Origin of the sequence: Roseovarius sp. MMSF_3359, from assembly GCF_030733385.1 — a bacterium.
Taxonomy (GTDB): domain Bacteria; phylum Pseudomonadota; class Alphaproteobacteria; order Rhodobacterales; family Rhodobacteraceae; genus Roseovarius.
The window spans coordinates 15,673-33,906 of record NZ_JASHJC010000015.1; the positions used below are offsets into that span (position 1 = coordinate 15,673).

General features: G+C 60.4%; 18 protein-coding genes. 9 read left to right on the plus strand and 9 right to left on the minus strand.

Annotated elements, in window-relative coordinates; genetic code table 11:
- Positions 1 to 49: 49 nt before the first annotated feature.
- Positions 50 to 997 carry a LysR family transcriptional regulator gene (locus RBB29_RS18380; protein WP_306115987.1) on the minus strand — a complete coding sequence of 316 codons (948 nt, stop codon included), beginning with the start codon at positions 995 to 997 and terminating at the stop codon, positions 50 to 52.
- Positions 998 to 1,151: 154 nt separating this feature from the next.
- Here RBB29_RS18380 and RBB29_RS18385 point away from each other — a divergent pair, with 154 nt between their 5' ends.
- The 8 genes from RBB29_RS18385 to RBB29_RS18420 all read left to right on the plus strand — a co-directional run bounded on the left by RBB29_RS18385 (position 1,152) and on the right by RBB29_RS18420 (position 10,104).
- Positions 1,152 to 2,168: a TRAP transporter substrate-binding protein gene (locus tag RBB29_RS18385; RefSeq protein WP_306115986.1), complete on the plus strand. Its 1,017-nt coding sequence runs from the start codon at positions 1,152 to 1,154 to the stop codon at positions 2,166 to 2,168.
- 74 nt (positions 2,169 to 2,242) lie between these two features.
- Positions 2,243 to 2,845: a TRAP transporter small permease gene (locus RBB29_RS18390; RefSeq protein ID WP_306115985.1), complete on the plus strand. Its 603-nt coding sequence runs from the start codon at positions 2,243 to 2,245 to the stop codon at positions 2,843 to 2,845.
- Entirely contained in the window at positions 2,845 to 4,185 is a 1,341-nt protein-coding gene (locus RBB29_RS18395) for a TRAP transporter large permease (protein ID WP_306115984.1), read from the plus strand. The genes RBB29_RS18390 and RBB29_RS18395 overlap by 1 nt, the downstream gene beginning before the upstream one ends.
- A gap of 25 nt (positions 4,186 to 4,210) precedes the next feature.
- Entirely contained in the window at positions 4,211 to 4,699 is a 489-nt protein-coding gene (locus RBB29_RS18400) for a universal stress protein (protein ID WP_306115983.1), read from the plus strand.
- Positions 4,700 to 5,191: 492 nt separating this feature from the next.
- Positions 5,192 to 5,986 (plus strand): hypothetical protein, encoded by a 795-nt coding sequence (locus tag RBB29_RS18405; protein WP_306121200.1) that lies wholly within the window; start codon positions 5,192 to 5,194, stop codon positions 5,984 to 5,986.
- Entirely contained in the window at positions 5,983 to 6,798 is an 816-nt protein-coding gene (locus tag RBB29_RS18410; protein ID WP_306115981.1) for a hypothetical protein, read from the plus strand. Before RBB29_RS18405 ends, RBB29_RS18410 begins: the two co-directional genes overlap by 4 nt.
- A complete protein-coding gene (locus RBB29_RS18415) occupies positions 6,795 to 7,556 on the plus strand; it encodes an aspartate/glutamate racemase family protein (RefSeq protein WP_306115980.1) in 762 nt (253 codons plus the stop codon). Before RBB29_RS18410 ends, RBB29_RS18415 begins: the two co-directional genes overlap by 4 nt.
- A 28-nt stretch (positions 7,557 to 7,584) precedes the next feature.
- A complete protein-coding gene (locus RBB29_RS18420) occupies positions 7,585 to 10,104 on the plus strand; it encodes an AMP-binding protein (protein ID WP_306115979.1) in 2,520 nt (839 codons plus the stop codon).
- Between the two features lie 61 nt (positions 10,105 to 10,165).
- Here RBB29_RS18420 and RBB29_RS18425 read toward each other — a convergent pair whose 3' ends face one another.
- The gene (locus RBB29_RS18425) at positions 10,166 to 10,873 is read right to left on the minus strand and encodes an SDR family oxidoreductase (RefSeq protein ID WP_306115978.1); all 708 of its coding nucleotides are present in this window, start codon (positions 10,871 to 10,873) and stop codon (positions 10,166 to 10,168) included.
- A 59-nt stretch (positions 10,874 to 10,932) separates the two neighbouring features.
- On the opposite strand from RBB29_RS18425, the gene gcvA reads away from it, so the two are divergent.
- Positions 10,933 to 11,874 (plus strand): transcriptional regulator GcvA, encoded by a 942-nt coding sequence (gene gcvA / locus RBB29_RS18430; protein ID WP_306115977.1) that lies wholly within the window; start codon positions 10,933 to 10,935, stop codon positions 11,872 to 11,874.
- A 41-nt stretch (positions 11,875 to 11,915) separates the two neighbouring features.
- Here gcvA and RBB29_RS18435 read toward each other — a convergent pair whose 3' ends face one another.
- From RBB29_RS18435 to RBB29_RS18465, 7 genes are read right to left on the minus strand one after another with little or no spacing between them, the layout of a single operon-like run.
- The gene (locus RBB29_RS18435; RefSeq protein WP_306115976.1) at positions 11,916 to 12,638 is read right to left on the minus strand and encodes an SDR family oxidoreductase; all 723 of its coding nucleotides are present in this window, start codon (positions 12,636 to 12,638) and stop codon (positions 11,916 to 11,918) included.
- 1 nt (position 12,639) lies between these two features.
- Positions 12,640 to 13,188, minus strand: coding sequence for a DUF3833 family protein (locus RBB29_RS18440; RefSeq protein ID WP_306115975.1), 549 nt, complete (start codon positions 13,186 to 13,188; stop codon positions 12,640 to 12,642).
- Entirely contained in the window at positions 13,185 to 14,408 is a 1,224-nt protein-coding gene (locus tag RBB29_RS18445) for an MFS transporter (protein WP_306115974.1), read from the minus strand. The genes RBB29_RS18440 and RBB29_RS18445 overlap by 4 nt, the downstream gene beginning before the upstream one ends.
- Positions 14,408 to 14,926 carry a chalcone isomerase family protein gene (locus RBB29_RS18450; RefSeq protein ID WP_306115973.1) on the minus strand — a complete coding sequence of 173 codons (519 nt, stop codon included), beginning with the start codon at positions 14,924 to 14,926 and terminating at the stop codon, positions 14,408 to 14,410. Before RBB29_RS18450 ends, RBB29_RS18445 begins: the two co-directional genes overlap by 1 nt.
- Positions 14,919 to 16,076 (minus strand): cyclopropane-fatty-acyl-phospholipid synthase family protein, encoded by a 1,158-nt coding sequence (locus RBB29_RS18455; protein WP_306115972.1) that lies wholly within the window; start codon positions 16,074 to 16,076, stop codon positions 14,919 to 14,921. Before RBB29_RS18455 ends, RBB29_RS18450 begins: the two co-directional genes overlap by 8 nt.
- Entirely contained in the window at positions 16,076 to 16,825 is a 750-nt protein-coding gene (locus RBB29_RS18460; RefSeq protein ID WP_306115971.1) for a DUF1365 domain-containing protein, read from the minus strand. Before RBB29_RS18460 ends, RBB29_RS18455 begins: the two co-directional genes overlap by 1 nt.
- On the minus strand, positions 16,822 to 18,102 hold the full coding sequence (locus RBB29_RS18465) for an NAD(P)/FAD-dependent oxidoreductase (protein ID WP_306115970.1): 1,281 nt from the start codon (positions 18,100 to 18,102) through the stop codon (positions 16,822 to 16,824). The genes RBB29_RS18460 and RBB29_RS18465 overlap by 4 nt, the downstream gene beginning before the upstream one ends.
- Between the last annotated feature and the right edge of the window lie 132 nt (positions 18,103 to 18,234).

Here is an 18,234-nt window from a genome sequence, read left to right on the forward strand (position 1 = left end):
ACGAATGGCCGGATGGCTTCACCGGCGACCAACTCCGGCGCTGGCATGCCTATGCCGGCATCGGTTCCGCGCCGAAGTTTTGCGCATGGGCCGAGACGAGACAGTCCAGAAAGGTCTTCAGGCGCCGGCCGGAAGAGGCGCTTTTACGCACGATCGCCGACATGGTGGGCGCGTAATTGGCGACGTCATTCGTCAACTCCCGGATCAATCCCTTTTCGACGAAGGGCCATGCCGTATGTGTCGGCAGGAACCCCAGGTAGCGGCCTGAAAGAATGAGCAGGGTCAGTGCCTCTTCGTTTTGCACGAAGGCACTTTTGCGCAGGCGCAGCTTCTGGTGGACCGCCATGTTCGGGGAATTGAAACTCAACCCGACGTAGTTGAACTGCCGAAGCTCACGCAGATCATGGGGGTCGGCTGCGTTTTCGAAAAGCTCATGCTCTCGACCGCAATAAAGCCGCATGTCCTCCTTGTAGAGATCGCTGTAGGACAACATCGGCGACTTGCGGTGCAGCGGCACGATCCCGAGGTTGAATTTGCCGTTGATAACCCCCTCTTCGATGACGTTGGGCGGCTCCATCGAAATATCCAGCGTGACACCCGGTGCGGTATCATGAAAAAGGCGAACGGCTTCGAAAACACGGGCCTCGGGGTTGGTCGATGAATGGTCCAGGCAGGCGATCCTGAGCTTCCCGGTCAGGTCGGAATGCGCCTCGTCCAGCTTCTCCTGGAACTGATCCAGTGAAAAGAAAAGCTCGTCCGCTGCATTGAGGACATGTTCGCCATCCGATGTCAGCGAAAACCCGGCGGGACCGCGGTGACAGAGCTTCAGTCCGATTCGCGTTTCAAGGTCGGAGATATGCTTGCTGATCGTCGAGCGACCGATGTTCAATTCGAATTCAGCGGCCGTAAATCCACCACAGGCCACCACCGTCTTGAAGATATCCAGCAGCCTTATATCAACGTCGGACACGCGGTTTATCGCGGTTTTCTTCGCCATCAAATGTTTCCAATTTGTCAAACCTTACGTCGATAACTTTGTATTACCTGCACGTATTTTGCAATCTATAACCCGCCCATTGGCACATGGGGCTATGACATAGAAAACTTTGCCCTATGCTTGACCGACATGTCTGACAACGGGAGAAAACCTCATGACATATTTGAAGTCGTTCACAACCCTTGCGGCAGCTGCGTCACTCGCAGCGCTGTCATTTGCCGCTCCGGCAATGGCGAAAAATTTCAAGATCGCGGTCGGCGACAGTGGTGGATCGAGCCAGGAAGCGACCGGTCTGGGCTTCGTCAAAGCCCTTGAAGAGTTGTCGGGCGGCAAGCACACCGCGACGCTCTTTTTGAACGGCCAGTTGGGCTCGGAGCAGGATACCGTCAACGACGCGGCCATCGGCACGCTGGACATGTCGCTGCTGGCGATCAACAACATCACACCATTCTCGCCGACGGTTGGCGTTTTCACCCTGCCTTACGTGATCCTGAGCCTTGAAGACGCGGAAACGCTGACCCAGGGCCCCATCGGTCAGGAGCTGACCGAGAACACCATCAACGACGCGGGCGTTCGCATCATCGCCTGGACCTATACCGGTTTCCGCCGTCTGACCAACTCCAAGAAGCCCGTCACGTCGGTTGCCGATCTTGAAGGTCTCGTGATCCGCGTTCCCAAGAACGAGATCATGATCGACACCTACAAGGCCTGGGGCATCAGCCCGACACCGATGGCCTGGTCCGAGACCTTTGCCGGTCTGCAAACCAAGGTTGTGGACGGTCAGGACAACCCCTACACCACGATCAACGCGATGAAGTTCTACGAGGTGCAGAAATACGTCACCAACATCCGTTACATCTTCTCGATTGAGCCGCTGATCATCTCGGAGCAGGTGTTCCAGGAGCTGTCGGAAGAGGATCAGAACATCGTGCTTGAAGCCGGTAAGGCCGCAACCCAGGCATCGGCCCAGTTCCTGCGCGACAAGGAAGCCGAGATCAAGCAGATCCTGCTCGACAAAGGCATGGAGATCATGGACCCCGAGAACAACGAACAGGAGTTCATCGACCTGGCAACCGCAGCCGTCTGGCCGAAATTCTATGACAGCATTGGCGGCGTTGAAAAGCTGAACGAAGTGCTGGCGGCCATCGGTCGCGACCCAGTCTCGGAATAATCAAAAATAACGAAAGGCGCCCCCCGGGGCGCCTTTTGCAAAAATAGGCTTCTGCATAAGACAGAGAGGGGCAAATGACAAAATTCTGGGGAATACTCAACAACATAGAAAGCTACATATGCCGCACGTTACTTGCGGTATTTGTGTGCCTGCTTTTCCTGCAGGTGGTCGTGCGGACACTCTTCAACTTCTCGTTTTCCTGGGTCGAAGAGGCGTCTGTCTACATGTTCGTCTGGTTCGTGTTCTTCGGGGCGAGCTATGCCGCCAAGATGGGTGCGCATAACCGGGTGACGTTCCAGTTCAAGTTCCTGCCGCCCCGGGCGATCAAGTTCATCGAGGCGTTTGCCGATCTCTTCTGGGTGTTCTTCAACGTCTACTTCGTCTACCTGGCGATCGACTTCATCTTCAACAAGATGAACCGGTTCCAGTCTTCGCAGACAATGGGCTTCCACCTGAGCTGGGTCTATATCGTCCTGCCGATTGCCTTCACGCTGATGACCATTCGCGTGCTTCAGGTGAACTACAGGAAGATCATCCTCGACGAAGACATGCGCGACCCGGACGCGATCGACCTGGATGAAGTCCGGGCCGAGACCGAGGCGGCAGAAGCCATCCACCAGGAAGAAATCAGAGCCGAAATTGAAACGGCCACCAAAGACGAGCAGGGGGACAAGTAATGGAATCCGAAATCATTCTCATCCTGTTCGGCGGCTTCCTTCTGCTGCTGTTCATCGGGGCGCCGATCACGGTGGCCCTGGGCGTCTCGACGCTGATCTCGTTCATCTATCTGGACGAAAACCCGATCAAATTCGTGCAGATCGCCTTCACCTCCGTGGGCTCCTTCCCGCTGATGGCCCTGCCCGCCTTCATCCTTGCGGGGGCCTTGATGGAGGCCTCGGGGCTTTCCCGAAGGCTTATCAACGTCGCCGAAAGTTTTGCCGGTCCGTTTACCGGCGGGATGTCGGCGGCGACGGTCTTTGCCTGTCTGTTCTTTGGCGCGATCTCGGGCTCCGGCCCGGCCACGACGGCTGCCGTCGGCATGCTGATGATCCCGGCGATGATCGACCGCGGCTATAGCCGTAACTTCTCCTCGGCCATCACAGCCTCCTCGGGCGGGCTGGGCATCGTCATTCCGCCCTCGATCCCGCTCATCATCTTCGGCATCGCCGCCCTTGGCATGCCGCCCCCCCCGGAGGCCGTGGAACAGCATGGCGTCTTCCAGACCGTGTCGATCCCGAAACTGTTTATCGCGGGCTTCATGCCGGCCTTCCTGATCGCGGGCAGCCTGCTCATCATGAACTACATCCTGGCCAAGAAAAACGGCTACAAGGGCAGCGCCGAGGGCTGGTCCGCCCGCCATATCTGGTGCGAGATGTATCGCGGTTTCTGGGCGCTGATGGCACCGGTCGTGATCCTGGGTGGCATCTATTCGGGCTTCTTCACGCCGACCGAGGCCGCCATCGTCGCGATCTTCTACACGCTGGTCGTGGGCGCGTTCATCTACCGCGAACTGACATGGGAAAAGCTCTTTACCTCGCTTGAGACCACCACATGGCTCACCGGTCGGGTGCTTCTCATCATGTTCACGGCGACGGTGTTCGGCAGGCTTCTGGTCGAAAACCAGATCCCGGCGATCATCGCGGACGGGATGCTGTCGGTCACCGACAACATCTATGTGATCTGGACGCTGGTCATCTTCTTCCTGCTCTTCGTGGGCATGTTCATGGAGACGCTGGCCACCATCCTGATCCTGGTGCCGGTGATGCTGCCCGTAGCCTATTCCGTGGGGATCGACCCGATCCACTTCGGTGTCGTCATGGTCTGTTGTCTCGGTATCGGGTTCCAGACGCCGCCATTGGGCGAGAACCTCTTTATCGCTTCAGGTATCTCGAACATCTCGATCGAGTCGATATCGCTGGCGGCCCTGCCGTTCGCCTTCATCAACACGATTGCGATCTTCATCATCGCCTTCGTGCCGGAGATATCCCTGTGGCTTCCACGGTTCTTCGGCTACTAGGACGCGAACAGAAAGGATCTGAAATATGTTACCTGTACTCAAAGACATCCTGTTCGCGACCGACCTGTCGGCCAATGCCGACAACGCGCTGCGCCATGCCCTCGGGCTGGCCAAGCAGACGGGGGCCAAGGTGCATGTCCTGCATGTGACCGAACCCCTGTCGCAGGACGCGATCGTCACCCTGCGCATGTTCATGCAGGATGACGCCTCCCGCGAGAAGGCGATCAAGGATCGCCATGCCTCGGTCAAGGAGCTTCTGAAGGCCAATCAACAGGCGTTCGTGAAGACCCTTTCCGGGGACGACAAGGCGGCCTATGAACTCGTGACTTCCGTCGAACTGGTCGATGGGCATGCGGCCGAAACCATCCTCAAACGCGCAAAAGAGCTCGACTGCGGTCTGATCGTCATGGGCACCCATGAACAGGGCACAGGGCACACGTTCATCGGGACCGTGGTGAAACGTGTGCTGCGGCGCTCAAGCATTCCGACGATGGTTGTGCCACATCTGGCATAGATGCCCGTTTCTCCCTGACCTCAAGGGCGGCCTTCGGGCCGCCCTTTTTTATGCCGATTGCCGTGCTTTCCGGCAGAGGGCGATGCCCGGACACGCCGATCATTCACGCCCAGTTGATTTCCGCCCCTAAGCTGACGATCAACTTTTCGGGACCACGGGGCCGTTTTCAGGCCTCTTTTGCCCCCTGATCGTCATCAAAACATCGCAAAACGAGCGGATTGTTTCCTCAACCTGCCGACTTGTGCGGAAAGCCGCTCAATGTTGACAGAGGGACCGTTGCTCCATTAACTTGTGCTTTGTTATTGCTCTACTCTTTTAGCGATCAGAGCGACCAAGCCATTTAGAAACGAACACAAGGCCAAACGAATTTACCAGGCCAGAGGTTAGCTACTGACGACTTAGCGACAACAACGAACGACGTAACGATTATCTTAACAAATGCCCGGAGCAGCCCCGCTCCAATCTTCACGTGGAAAGACAGGTGGACGTAAAATGTACAGTGCAAGAATGGTAAATTCCCTCGCCGAACCCGTCACGAATGTGGCCTCCCTCGCTGGCATCAGCGTCAGTGAAATGCTCCCCGCGCAGGAATGCATCCTGCCCGGTATTGGCGGCGTCCTGACAAACCGAACCGGCGATTTCGACCTCAAGGGGCGTGATGCCTGGATCTTCATCAGCATCAAGAACCGGGGGTTCAACCGCCCGTATATCGACCGTTTCATCGACATGTGTGACAGGCTCGAGTTGAATGGCCATGTCTGCGCGGTGGATGATCCCTATCGCTACAACAGCATGGCAGAACTCAAGCGCGATGACCTTCCCGAGGAAGAAGCCGCCAAGATCGAACGCCTGTCGACCGACATCACCCGCATGGTGCAGAAGGCGATCAACGGCAAACGGACAAGCCGCGTGGACATCGTGAAATGGAGCGATCTCGAAAGCGCCACGCCCGCGATCTACCGCGAGGAACTGACCCGCGCGTTCCATGGCGGCGGGCAGATCCGCGATATCCTTTATGACCACGTAAGCTCGGTCAAACCGATCGAGACCGAGCGCGATTTCGAACGCTTTGCCGAGTTTTTCCTGTGCGAGGTGCCGGTGTTGATCAACGCCTATTACAGCAACGGCCCGACCATCGACATCTATCCGGGGCCGCAACCGAAGTTCTTCTGGCAGATCGAGATGGGGCTTTTCGCCGATGAACTCCCTGAACTGACGGCACTCACGCAGGCGGGGCGTTCGATGCTCTACCTGGACACCCATGACCGGAGCAAAACCAAGAAATGACACTTGTAGCGGAACGGACCGACAACGTGTCCGAGATCTCGGCCGAGGAGGTTCTGGCCAGCCATTTCACGTTGGTGGCCAAACCCGGTGCGATTGATCCGATCCTCCTGGACGGGGCCGACGGCTGGACATCGCCCAACCCGCACCCGGCACTCAGCCTCATGCGCTGGACCACCACGGATCGCGATGCCGCCGCGGCGGCCCTTGATGAGGTGGTGGAGCGGTTCCGCAGCGAAGGCCGCGGGTTTGACTGGATGACCGGCCCGCGCTGCGCCGAGGCTGGCCTCGTTTCGCTGCTCGAAGAACGCGGGTTCATCCCGCCGCCTCTGCAGGTCGCCGCAATGGTCAAGCGGATCGAGCCGGGCCACCCCCCGCAAGACCCCGATGGTGTGGACATTCGCAAGGTCGAAGACCTCACCGATGCACGTATCTGGGGCGTCATGGCGACAGGGTTCGATATCCCCGCCGATGTGGCGGGCATTTTCCATGATGCCTACGCGATGCCATCGGACCTGCAACGGACCGACATCTATGCGGCCACTGTCGATGGCGGCGATGCGCCGGTTGCGGTCGGTTACCTGTCCTATATCGGCGATGGTCCCACGGTGCTGCTGCGCGTGTCTTGCACGTTGGAAGGCAACCGCGGGCGCGGCATCTACACCGGCGTGGTGAACCGGCGCCTGCATGACGCGGCCCGGCAGGGACGCACGCAGTGTTTCGTGCACGCCTACTCCGAAGAATCGCGCCGCTGCCTGGAACATCTGGGCTTCCACAGTGTCGGTACGCTTCAGCTTCATCGGTGGCGGCCATGAGTGTGCACGTCCGGGTCATCACCCCGATCATCTCCACCGGTCTGGTGCAGGCCTCCGATTTCGAGGGCATTCTCGACCCCGACGACACGCTTGATTTCACCGAGCTTGACGAAGGTCCGGCCTCGGTCGAAAGCGGGTATGACGCGGCGCTTGCCGTCCCCGATACGATCGCCAAGATCCGCGCTGCCGAGGCCGAGGGTGTCGATGCCGTCGTGATCGACTGCATGGGCGATCCCGGGCTTGTACCCGGACGCGAATGCGTCAAGATCCCCGTCCTTGGCCCCTGCCAGATGGCGATGAGCATCGCGTCGACCCTTGGCCACCGCTATAGCGTCCTGTCGATCTCGCGGGCGACCCATGCGTCGTTCCTGCGGCGGGCGCGGGAATATGGCGTTGCAGACAAGTATGCGTCGACCCGGTCCATCGATATCCGGGTGGCAAACCTGCGCGCGCAATCCGACCTCAGACGCGAACGCCTTCTTGTCGCAGCCAAGGCCGCCATCGAAGAGGACGGCGCGGATACGCTCATCATCGGCTGTACGCAGATGTTCGGCGCCGCCCGGCAGTTGGAGCAGGACCTGGCGGCCGAAGGGCTCGACATCCCGGTTATCGACCCGGTGCCGCTGACCGTGAAACTGGCGAAAACGTTCGTCGAGATTGGCCTCAGCCATTCCAAATACGCCTTTGCCACCCCTGCCCGGCTTCGCGCCGAAGAACGTCCGGCACCGCCATTGACGGCGGTCGGGTCCAACGGCTGAACACCCGTGTGGCTGGTGGAGCGCACAGATGTATGACGTGCAGGAAAACGTGGCTATGAACCTGCCTGATGCGGAAGTTGTCGAGGCAAGGCCGCGGAAATTCGATTTCGGCGCCATGGTTCTCGACGCGCTGGAAAACGATCCCGATCGCTGTGCTTACCGGTTCGACGGAAGTGAACTGACCCGCGGGCAGTTGCGCGACGCGGCCTTGGCGCTTGCGGAGCAGTTGCGGGATGCAGGCTTGCAACCAGGGGCGCCGGTTGCGGTCGAAATCGAACACTCGCTGGAGCTGGCCATTGCGCTCTGCGGCCTCATGGCCGCCGGTGCCTGTATCGTGCCAATTGACCCCGCTGTCGGGACCGAGCGCCGCGATGCGATCCTCGCCGATATCCGCCCGGCTTTCGTCCTGACGCGGTCCATGTCGCCCGACGACAGCCACGGGATCAACATCGACCGCCCCGCTGGCGCGGGCGACCAAGTTGACTGCGATCCGGACCTCGCCTTCATCGTCTATACCTCCGGGACCAGCGGCGGCCCGAAAGGCGTGATGATCACCCACGAAAACTATGTGCGCCGCATGCAGCATATCGTGCCAAGCGTGACCACCAAGGAAGATGACCTCGACCTCGCCTGGACGCCGTCGAGCTTCATTACCATGGTGGATGAGCTGTTTCTGCCGCTTCTATGCGGCGTGCCGAGCGTGATCGCCAAACCCGAAATCCGCACTGATCCCCGCGCCTTCAAGGCTTTGGTGCAGCGCGAAGGCGTGACGACGTTCCGCATCACGCCGAGCCTCCTGAACGTGGTCTTGCGGTCAGGCGGCGCAGGCGAAGCCCTGGCCAAGATACGCACGTTGATCTGTAGCGGAGAGGCAATGCCCGCCGACCTGCAGCGGTCGGTTCATCGGCAGCTTTCGGCCAATGTCCTTGGGTTTTACGGCGCAACTGAGGCGCCAGCCGCCGCCAAGACGGTTTTTGATCAAGACACAAAGCCGGTCGACACCACGATCTGCAGCCGCCAGCCCTTTGTGTTGCTGCGTGTCGTGGACCCGGACGGCACCGAGGTTGCGGTCGGCGAGACCGGCGAAATATGGGTCGGGGGCTGTGCCGTTGCGCGGGGGTATTATCGCCGGCCCGAATTGACGGCCGAGAAGTTCGTGACGCGCGACGGGGAGAACTGGTATCGGACCGGCGATCTTGCGCGCCGCCTGGAAGACAATCAGGTAGAAATCCTGGGGCGCTCCGATCTCAGCGAAGTCAACATTCACGGGGTCCGCGTGAGCCTGCCCGAAATTGCAGACACCTTGCGCGGCCTCGAAAGTATCAGCGAGGCCTGGGTAAGCGTGGTCGCCCCCGGCACCGGACGCGATCCGGTTCTGGTCGGCCATTGCGTGCCCTCAAGCGGCCTCTCCTTTGATGCGGAGGCCACCCGCGCGGAGATCACTACCAAGCTGCCGACGCTCGCTGTGCCCCGCGCGCTGCTGGCGCATGATGACTTCCCGCTGACCGCCAACGGCAAGCTCGATGTGCAAAAACTCCTGCGACACGCCACGGATCATGTCGAGGCGCAGGCCACCCGGAATGCCGAACCCCAGCAGGTCAAGGGATCGGCCACAGAAATCGCCGTCCTCAACTGTTTCGAGCAGGCTTTGGGCCGGCGGCAATTGTCGATCAACGAGAGCTTTTTTGATGCGGGCGGCACATCGCTCGAGGCCGTGACCCTCGCGGGTTTCCTGTCGGATCATTTCAACACCGATATCGGCTTTGAGGAAATCTGGCTGAACCCGTCGATCCGGGAGCTGTCGGATTTCATCGAAAGCCGCGGTGGACAAAGCCCGGCGCGCACGTTTTTCCATGTTGAGGGGGTGAGCGGGCCAAACCTCATCGCCATCGGTTTCGGCATCGGGCATCTCGCCGGTCTGTGGCCGCGGCACCGGCTCTTCATCAGCCCCGGCATCGCCGGTGATCCGCGTATCTCGCTGCGCAAGCGGCTGGATGATTACGTGGCCGAATATATCGAGGGCCTGCGCCGGATCCAGCCGACCGGGCCTTATCAACTCATCGGTTTTTCGTTTCACGGGCTGCTCGCCTATGAAATCGCCCGCAGGCTACATGCCGACGGCGAGGAGGTCACCGGGATCGCGCTGATTGAACCTGTGACGCCGAAAGCAGGCGGGCGCAGGCGGTCCTATGTCGCGGCGGCAGCCAAGGTCACGTTGCGCAATATCGCCGCCCGCCACCTTGGCGTCACGCGCAACATGCTGCGCCTGGCGCGGGACAGCATTGTCAAGGCCCGGGTACGTCCCCGGTCGGGGCAACGTAATGCCTATGGGCATGTGGTCGTGGCCGCCGAACGGCTTGAGCCGCTCGACCTGCCTGTTGACCTGATCTATTGCGACAGCTTTGAGACCGAGGCGCTGGACGCCTGGAAAGAAGTCGCCGGCGAAAACCTGCGCTTGCGTTGGGTGTCGGCAGAGAACCATCAAAGCCTGATCCAGCCGGACGCCATTGCCCAGTGGAAAGATGTGATCGACACGTGGCGTCATTGAACGGCGCACCGCGCGGTGTGCCCCAGCAAAACCCCGGGGATTTTGTTTGCGGACCGATGCGTCAGATCGAGCGGGTGATGCCGCCGTCCACGCGGATGTTCTGGCCGGTGATATAGGCTGCACCCGGTGAGGCAAGGAAAGCAACGACCGATGCGACCTCTTCGTAGGAGTTCCCATACCGGCCGAGAGGAACCCGTGCCCGGAACTCCTCTTTTTCCGGAAGGCTGTCGATAAAACCCGGCAGCACGTTGTTGATCCGCACGTTATCGGCGGCATAGGCATCCGCGACGAGCTTGGCGTAGGCCGCAAGCCCGGCGCGCATGACACCTGATGTGGGAAAGACCGGATCGGGTTCGAAGGCGGCAAAGGTCGAAATGTTGATGATACTACCCGATTTCTGCGAGACCATGATCGGCGCCACCAGCCGGGTTGGCCGCACCGCGTTCAGAAAATAGATATCCAAGCCTTTGTGCCAGTCTTCATCGGTCAGCTCGAGTACCGGCGCGCGCGGGCCATGACCCGCACTGTTGACCAGCACATCCACCCTGCCCCATTCGTCCATCGCGGCGTCTACGAGCCGCTTGAGATCATCGTTGGACTGGTTCGATCCGGTGACCCCGATACCACCCAGATCCTTTGCAAGCGCCTCGCCCTTGCCCGAAGAGGACAGGATCGCAACCTTGTACCCATCGGCGGCCAGACGACGCGCCGCATCTGCACCCATGCCGCTGCCGCCAGCAGTCACGATTGCAACTTTTTCCTGTGCCATGGTGTATCTCCTTGCAGGTCGAATGACATCTGTATCCAGACTGCCCCAAGGACACGAAGTTGACTAATCAGGAATGCTGCTTCAATCATGTAGAAATTCTACTGTATAAAGGCGGTGAAAATTTGCGCCAGCTCCCCCCACTAAACGCATTGCGAGCCTTTGAAGCGGCGGGACGACACCTGAACTTCCGATTGGCCGCCGAGGAGCTTTCAGTCACCCAAGGTGCAGTAGCCCAGCATGTTCGCGCCCTCGAAGCATTGCTAGGCGTAAAGCTCTTTCATCGCCTGGCGCGTGGCCTATCCCTGACCAATGAGGGGCGAAGTTACCTACCGCCAATCCGCCGGGCTTTTGATATGATGTCCGAGGCCACCGACACCCTAACGCCCGGCGACGCGGTTGCGACGATAAGCACAACGCCCACATTCGCCACCCGCTGGATCGTCCCTCGATTGGGCGATTTCGCCGAAGCTCACCCCGACATCCGCATCCGGCTTGACGCTTCGAATACGCTGGCCAACTTCCAGAACGACGGCATCGACATCGCAATTCGGCAAGGTCGCGCACCTTTCGGTCCTGGCCTTGCGGCCGACCTCCTGTTTTCATCCGAGTTGATCGTGGCTTGTCATCCCGATCTGGCGTCGGGCAAAAATGCGATCAGGCATCCCCGCGATCTGCACCGCCATGTTCTCCTCGAAGACACCCATGGGCAATGGCCGCTTTTTCTTGAGGAGACCACTGGAGGCCGGCAACAACCGTCCGGGAAAGCAATGCGGTTCAGCCTGACATCCATGGCCATAGATGCAGCCATTGCGGGACAAGGTGTGGTCCTCACTAACCGGATTTTTATCGAAGACGACCTGCGGGAAAACCGTCTCTGCCAGCCTTTCGCGCAGACCTTGGAAGACGGCACCGGTTTCTACATCGTTGCACCACGCAACCAGCGCAACCCAAGGCTTGTTGACCGGTTGCGGGGATGGCTGATCGAACAGGCGCAGGGGTAAGGCAGACAGAAGTTATCTTACTGTGTCGGACATTGCCCAAATCACGACATGAGCGACAGGAACCATCTTTTCGGCAGAAAGCGTCCCGCTCTGAAAAACCAGGAAAACATCGTCGGAAACGATGTTTGGAACCGATCTTTGCGCATGGCCGCAATTGTCAGGCTGGCGGCTTTGTCCGGGGTCACGATGAAGGGCATATTGAAGTCGTTCTTCTCGGTCAGCCGGGTCTTGATGAAGCCCGGATTGACCAGTTGCACCTTCACATTGGTCTTGCGCAGGTCCGCGTAGAGATTTTCGCCCGCATGCATCAATGCCGCCTTGCTGGACCCATAGCCCGTGGCCCCCGGCAACCCCGTGAACCCGGCGAGCGAGCCAATCAGAACCAGGTGCCCATAATCGCGGCGGGCGAATTCCGGGGCCAGATGACCCAGGACCCGCATCGCGCCCATGTAATTTGTCTCGCAAATACGCTCGATCGTCTCGGGTTCCCACTCTTGCGCGGCAAGTGGTTCATAGGCGCCGACCGAATAGATCATGCCATCGACCGGTCCCGCCTCGGCCACTGCGCGCGCCACGTCCGTGCGGTCGGTGACATCCATCGGCACAACCTTGGCATCGCGCAACCCCGCCGCGAGATCCGTAAGGCGGCTTTCGGTACGCGCGGACAAGACCAGGCGCGCGTTCAACCCATCCAACTGCTCCGCCAGGGCCCGGCCCAACCCTTCGCTGGCGCCGACGATCCAGTATGTCTTGCCTTCGAACATCTCACGCTCCCTTCGGGCGGATCGAGGCGATGAGTTCGGCCACTTTCACGCCGAATTTGCGCATCTCGGAGCGGTTGAGAATACTGCCGTTCTCCATCAGGTACATCCAATCGACCACATCAAGGACATGCCCGCCGCCCGCATCGCTCAGCTTGATGCGATAGGTCAAACGTACGGTCGCTCCGATCTGGACCCCCTGCCCTTCGCCGATGATATCGCTCGCCGTGGCGGTGAAATGGCCACCCTCACCCATGGTCAAAAACCATTTGCGTTGCTGGGTGGCGCCGGTGGCATAGGTGAAATCTTCGGCCAATGTGCCGCTCTCACCGTCCCACGCGCCACGGAAATCGGCGGTGAAGCGTGACACCACCTGCCCGCGGGGGCCATAGATGATCCCTTCCGAAATCATGTCACCCGACAGGTGCTTTCGAATGTCGAACTGGGGGGCGGTGTCGGCATAAAACGCCGGTTTCTGGTGTCGAAAGGCAAATCCGGGCCGCCAGACAAAGAGAACCAGCAGCGCAAGCAGAATGAGACACAGGGCCGTCATGGTGTCACCTCCTCCCGTGGCAGTTTCAGCACCATGCCAATCGCCAGGAGTTTGAGCAGGCAGGGCAGGATCGCATAGGCGAATGTCAGCGTAGTCAGCGCCTGGGCGGAATTGTCGCCGCCCGGGGTAAATCCGCTCAGTTCAAGGGCTGGCAGAAGCAGCAGGGCGGCCAGTGCCAGCGATGATTTCGCAGCAAAGGACCAGACGCCGAATGCCTGCCCCGCCTGCAGGCCCGCCTGCGCGAGCCGCGTGGCAAAGAGCGCCGGCAGAATGACCATATCCGCGCCAAGGGCGGCTCCCGACGCAAGGCAGATCGCCGCGAACCCCCAGGCCGCACCCGCCGGCAGAAGCGATGCGCCGATGAAAGCGATGATCGCCAGGATCATCGCAGGCGCCAGGACCTGCCGCGCGCCATGGGCTGTCACCAGCCGCGACCAGAACGGCACCGACAGGCCAGCCGCTAGAAAGAACAGGATCAGAAATGGCCCCGACAGGTCAGGGAGCATCAGCGCATCCTCGACAAAGAACAGGAAGAGCGTCGAGGTGATGGCCACCGGCAGGCTGTTGACGAAGGCCAGGAGCAAAAGTTGCATCCCGCCGGAACTCTTGAGAGCGTCGAAAGTCAGGGGCGCCTCGGGGCGGGCGGCCTGCCGCCAGAGACCGCGGGTCTGGAACGCGACGAACACCGCCCCCAGGGCCAGGACATACCCAAAGGCCACGTATCCCGATCCCCCGGTGAGGCTGCCCAGGGCCACCGGCGCAATCGCGGCCAGGATGATGCCGGTTATCATCCCCGCCTCCCGGAAGGTCGCAAGACGGTACATGTCGCGCGATGCTCCGCTTCCGGCGATGGCGGCGCTTTGGCCGTAAAACAGGATGCTGCCCAGGCTGTAGGCGGAAAAGACCAGGACGAGGGAGAGGACAAGCCAGATTTCGGTCGACACCAGTGGTGGAATGGAAAAGAGCATGACAAAGCCCCCCGCCATCCCCAATGCCGAAGCCCAGGCAAATGCCGGTCCGGCCTCTCTCCAGCGGTCAATTGCTCGGCCAATCAGGGGGTCTTGCAGGAAATCCAGCAGGCGGATGCCGATCAGGATCACGCCCACAGTCGACAGGCTCAGGCCCAGTTCGGTCGTCGCAAAACGCGGCAGGTGGATATAGAGCGGCAACCCGGCCGCGGCGAGAAGCATCGCAAAGAGACTGACATTCAGGTACCGCATCATCCGCCCCTGAGTTGGCGCGAAAGTGCCGGAGAGCGGCTGTTGTCCGAAAGCCAGATATTCAGGAACCGCTCGCCCAGGTTCTCGTGGCTGACCCGGCAGGTTCTGGCACCGTTGAAAAAGAGCTGCACCTCGTCGGCGGAGGTGGTCGTCGCAACAAATTGATCCCCCTCGGCGACATCGCGGAAACATGGCACGAGCTTTTGCCCGATCACGCCATGATCGGCACGCGACCCTTCGAGGCGTTCAAGCTCTGACACGGTCGCATCCACGAGGCTCTGACGTGAGATGTTGCGCGCATAGACCAATTCCAGCCCGACCGGATTGGCCCAGGACAGCGCCCCGCCGCCGGGCGTAAAGAGCCGTGCGGTGTAAAGCGGCAAGCCAAGCCACCTGAACGTCGCCTCACCGCGCAGTTGCGCGCCGCCAAAGACCTTGTCAACCACCGCCGCCCCGTCCAGCGCGCGCAGCGGTGTCGCGGCCAGAAGCAAAACAGCGATGAGGGCCAGTTTACGCATGGGCAAGCTCCACCTGGACGACGTTCGATTGTCCGGTGGCGAAGGCCGCCGCGCAGATGCCGAGGTAGTAGCGCCAGGTGCGCAGGAAACCGTCGTCGAACCCCAGGGCATTGATCCGGCTCTGCCGCTCGTCAAGACGTCCGGCCCAGGCCCGACAGGTCCGGGCATAATCCTGTCCAAACGCGAAATTGTCGCGCACTTTCAACCCGGCTTCGCGGGCATGCCAGGTGATGATGGCATCGGACAAAAGCATGCCACCGGGGAAGGTATATTGTCGGATGAAATCCGAGCAGTTGCGGTAGATGTCGAAGTTTGCATCCGGCACGGTGATGGCCTGCACCACCGCGCGCCCGCCCTCGGCCAGCCGCGATTTCAGCGTCGCGAAATAGGTGGGCCAATAGCGTTCGCCAACGGCTTCTATCATTTCGATCGACACGATGCTGTCGTAGGTCCCGGTCGCCCGGCGGTAGTCCTGCAATTGAATGTCCGCGCGCCCGTCGAGCCGTGCATCGGCATAGCCCTTCTGGCTGGGTGAGATGGTCAGACCGGTGACATGACGGCCCTGATCGGCGGCGCGCTCAGCAAACCCGCCCCAACCGCAACCGATCTCAAGAATGCGCTCCCCCTTGTCCAACCGGTTGAGAATACGGTCATATTTCCGATCCTGCGCACGACCCAGATCATCGTCACCCTCGGCATAGAGCGCCGAGGAATACGTCATGCCCGGATCGAGCCAGAGCTGATAGAACTCGTTGCCAACATCGTAATGCGCCCGGATGTTGCGCGATGAGCCCCGCAGCGAATTGGCCCGCATGATCCGGTCGATCATGCGAAACTTCAGGTTGCTCCAGAAATTCGGGAAGGCGTAGGATTGCAGGTGATCCATGTTGCGGATCGCCACGGTCGTGAATGTCTCGATGCAGGGCGTGTCCCAGAGACCCGCCACATAGGTTTCGCCCAGCCCGATATCGCCGCGCGCGGCAACGGTTGAAACCACCGACCAGTCATGAATTTCCATCTCGGCATGGGGTTCGCCCGTGCCGAATTCATGCACCTCACCTTCGGGCGTTCGGATTGTTACGCGGCCTTGGCGGATACCGGCGCAGCTCTCCAGAAAATCGTGTTTCAGGCGTTTGGTGAGTGAGAACATTAACTTACCTCGTGTTCCGGGGGTGTTGGGCGGGAACGGTAATCGGCGCCCTTTAGTTTCAGGCGCAGCGCCTGCCAATGAATAAGCGTGATGGTCCGCAGCGCCCCGGTCGGGCGACGGATCAACGCGCCGAGGATGGAGCGGTTCGACAGCGGTTTACGTTTGCCGGTGAGGGTGGCGATCACCCCGTCGCTGCCGTTTTTGAAACCGATACGGATGGCGATTTTTTCGGGCGTGATATCGAAATTGAACTGATAGTCACCGGCCACATCCTGAAATGGCGAGACATGCATGAGTTTCTTGGCGCTCATGCTGTCGCCACGGGCGATCGGCGCGAACTCCGGCAGGTGACAGAGATAACTGTGACGGTCGCCCCAGGGGTTGTTGACCTCGGCAATCACCGCCCGCAGGTCGGCGCCATCGAAAGCCATCCAGAAACTGACCGGGTTGAAGATATAACCCGCGAAGGAGGGCTGCGTCAGCAACATCACACGGCACCGCGCGGGCAAACCGGCGCGATCAAAGACCTGCCGCGCCCAATCGAGGCCACGGCCCGCGCCGGTCGGGCCGCCATGGTTCCTGTCATGCACCGCCGTTAGGTTGAACCTGTTGCGCGAAAAAAGCATGGGGCCGGCATCTTCCTCGGGGTCGATGAGCACGTAATCGACCCCGTAGGTGAACGCATTGCCGATGCCCCCACGCCGGGCGTGGGTGGTCGATCCGGCGATATGTTCCGGCCAGGACGTCATACGAATTGGCGGTTGAGATGTTTGGCGATGCGCAGCGCGCTGGCAAAGCCGTCTTCGTGGAACCCGTTGCGCAGGTAGGCACCCGCGAACCAGGTGCGGTTCTGCCCCTGGATCAGCTTCAGCCTCTCCTGCGCACGCAGCGCCGCGGTGTCAAATACCGGGTGGCGGAAGGTCTTGGCGTCATACACAAATTCGTCGCGAATGGGCTCCAGCGGGTTGAGCGTGACGAAAAGCGGGTCATCCTCGGGGATGTTCTGCAGCTTGTTCATCCAATAGCTCACACTCACCGGCGAGGTCAGCGGATCACCCGATGCGCGGCACACCCAACTGGCCCAGCAAGCGCGGCGGCGGGGCATCTGCGCCGGATCGTGGTGCAGCACCATCTCGTTGTCCTGATAGGTCATGTCCGACAGGATCGCATCCTCGTGCCGCGTGGGGTCGGACAAAAGGCGCAGCGCCTGATCGGAATGGCAGGCCATGATCACATGGTCGAAATGCTCTGTTGCGTGTTTTTCCGTCTGGATCCGGATGCCGGTGTCGACGCGGTCAACGGATCGGACGGGTGTTCCGGGGCGCAGATCGCATCCCTGCTCCGCAAGGTGCCTGGTCAGACGTGAGACATACTCCACGCTGCCGCCCTTGACGGTCCACCACTGGTGCTGCCCCCAGACACCCAGAAGCGCGTGGTTGCGGAAGAAACGCAGCAACGACTTGGCCGGAAAGTTCTGAATTTGCTCGGGCGGCGTGGACCAGATCGCACCGCAGAACGGCATGAGGTAAAACCGCTGGAACCAATTGCCGAGGTCCAGTTCACGTACAAGCTCGCCAATCGTCGTGCTGTCATCCTGCGCCAGCGCCTCGGCATTGGCGTTAAAGCGCAGAATGTCGCGCACCATCCGCAGGAAGGCAGGGTTTGCGAGATTGAGCGGTTGCGCCAGAAGCGCCTTGAGGCTGGTCAGCGCGTATTCCACGCGGCCCCCGTCAACGCTGACGCCGAAACTCATGTTCGAATGCTCCACTGGCACGTCGAGGTCATGGAACATCCGGGTCAGGTTGGGATAGGTCACATGGTTGAAAACGATGAAGCCCGTATCGACGGGTTGATCCCCGTTTCGACCGGCAATCACGGTTCGGGCATGCCCGCCCAGGCGCGGCTCGGCCTCGAAAAGGGTTACTTTATGGTGCGGCGATAACAGGTAGGCAGCGGCCAGACCGGAAATCCCCCCACCAACTATTGCAATCTTCTGGCCATCGGTCCGCAGGGCATCAAACGACATACTGTTCCTCACGTATTTACAGTCGTTTACGCCCTGCCTCTGAAGCTGGATCAAAAATAATGATCCACTGCCCGACAGGCTGCGTAACCCCCACATGTCGAACGTGATGCAACAGAATATCGTGGAACCCCG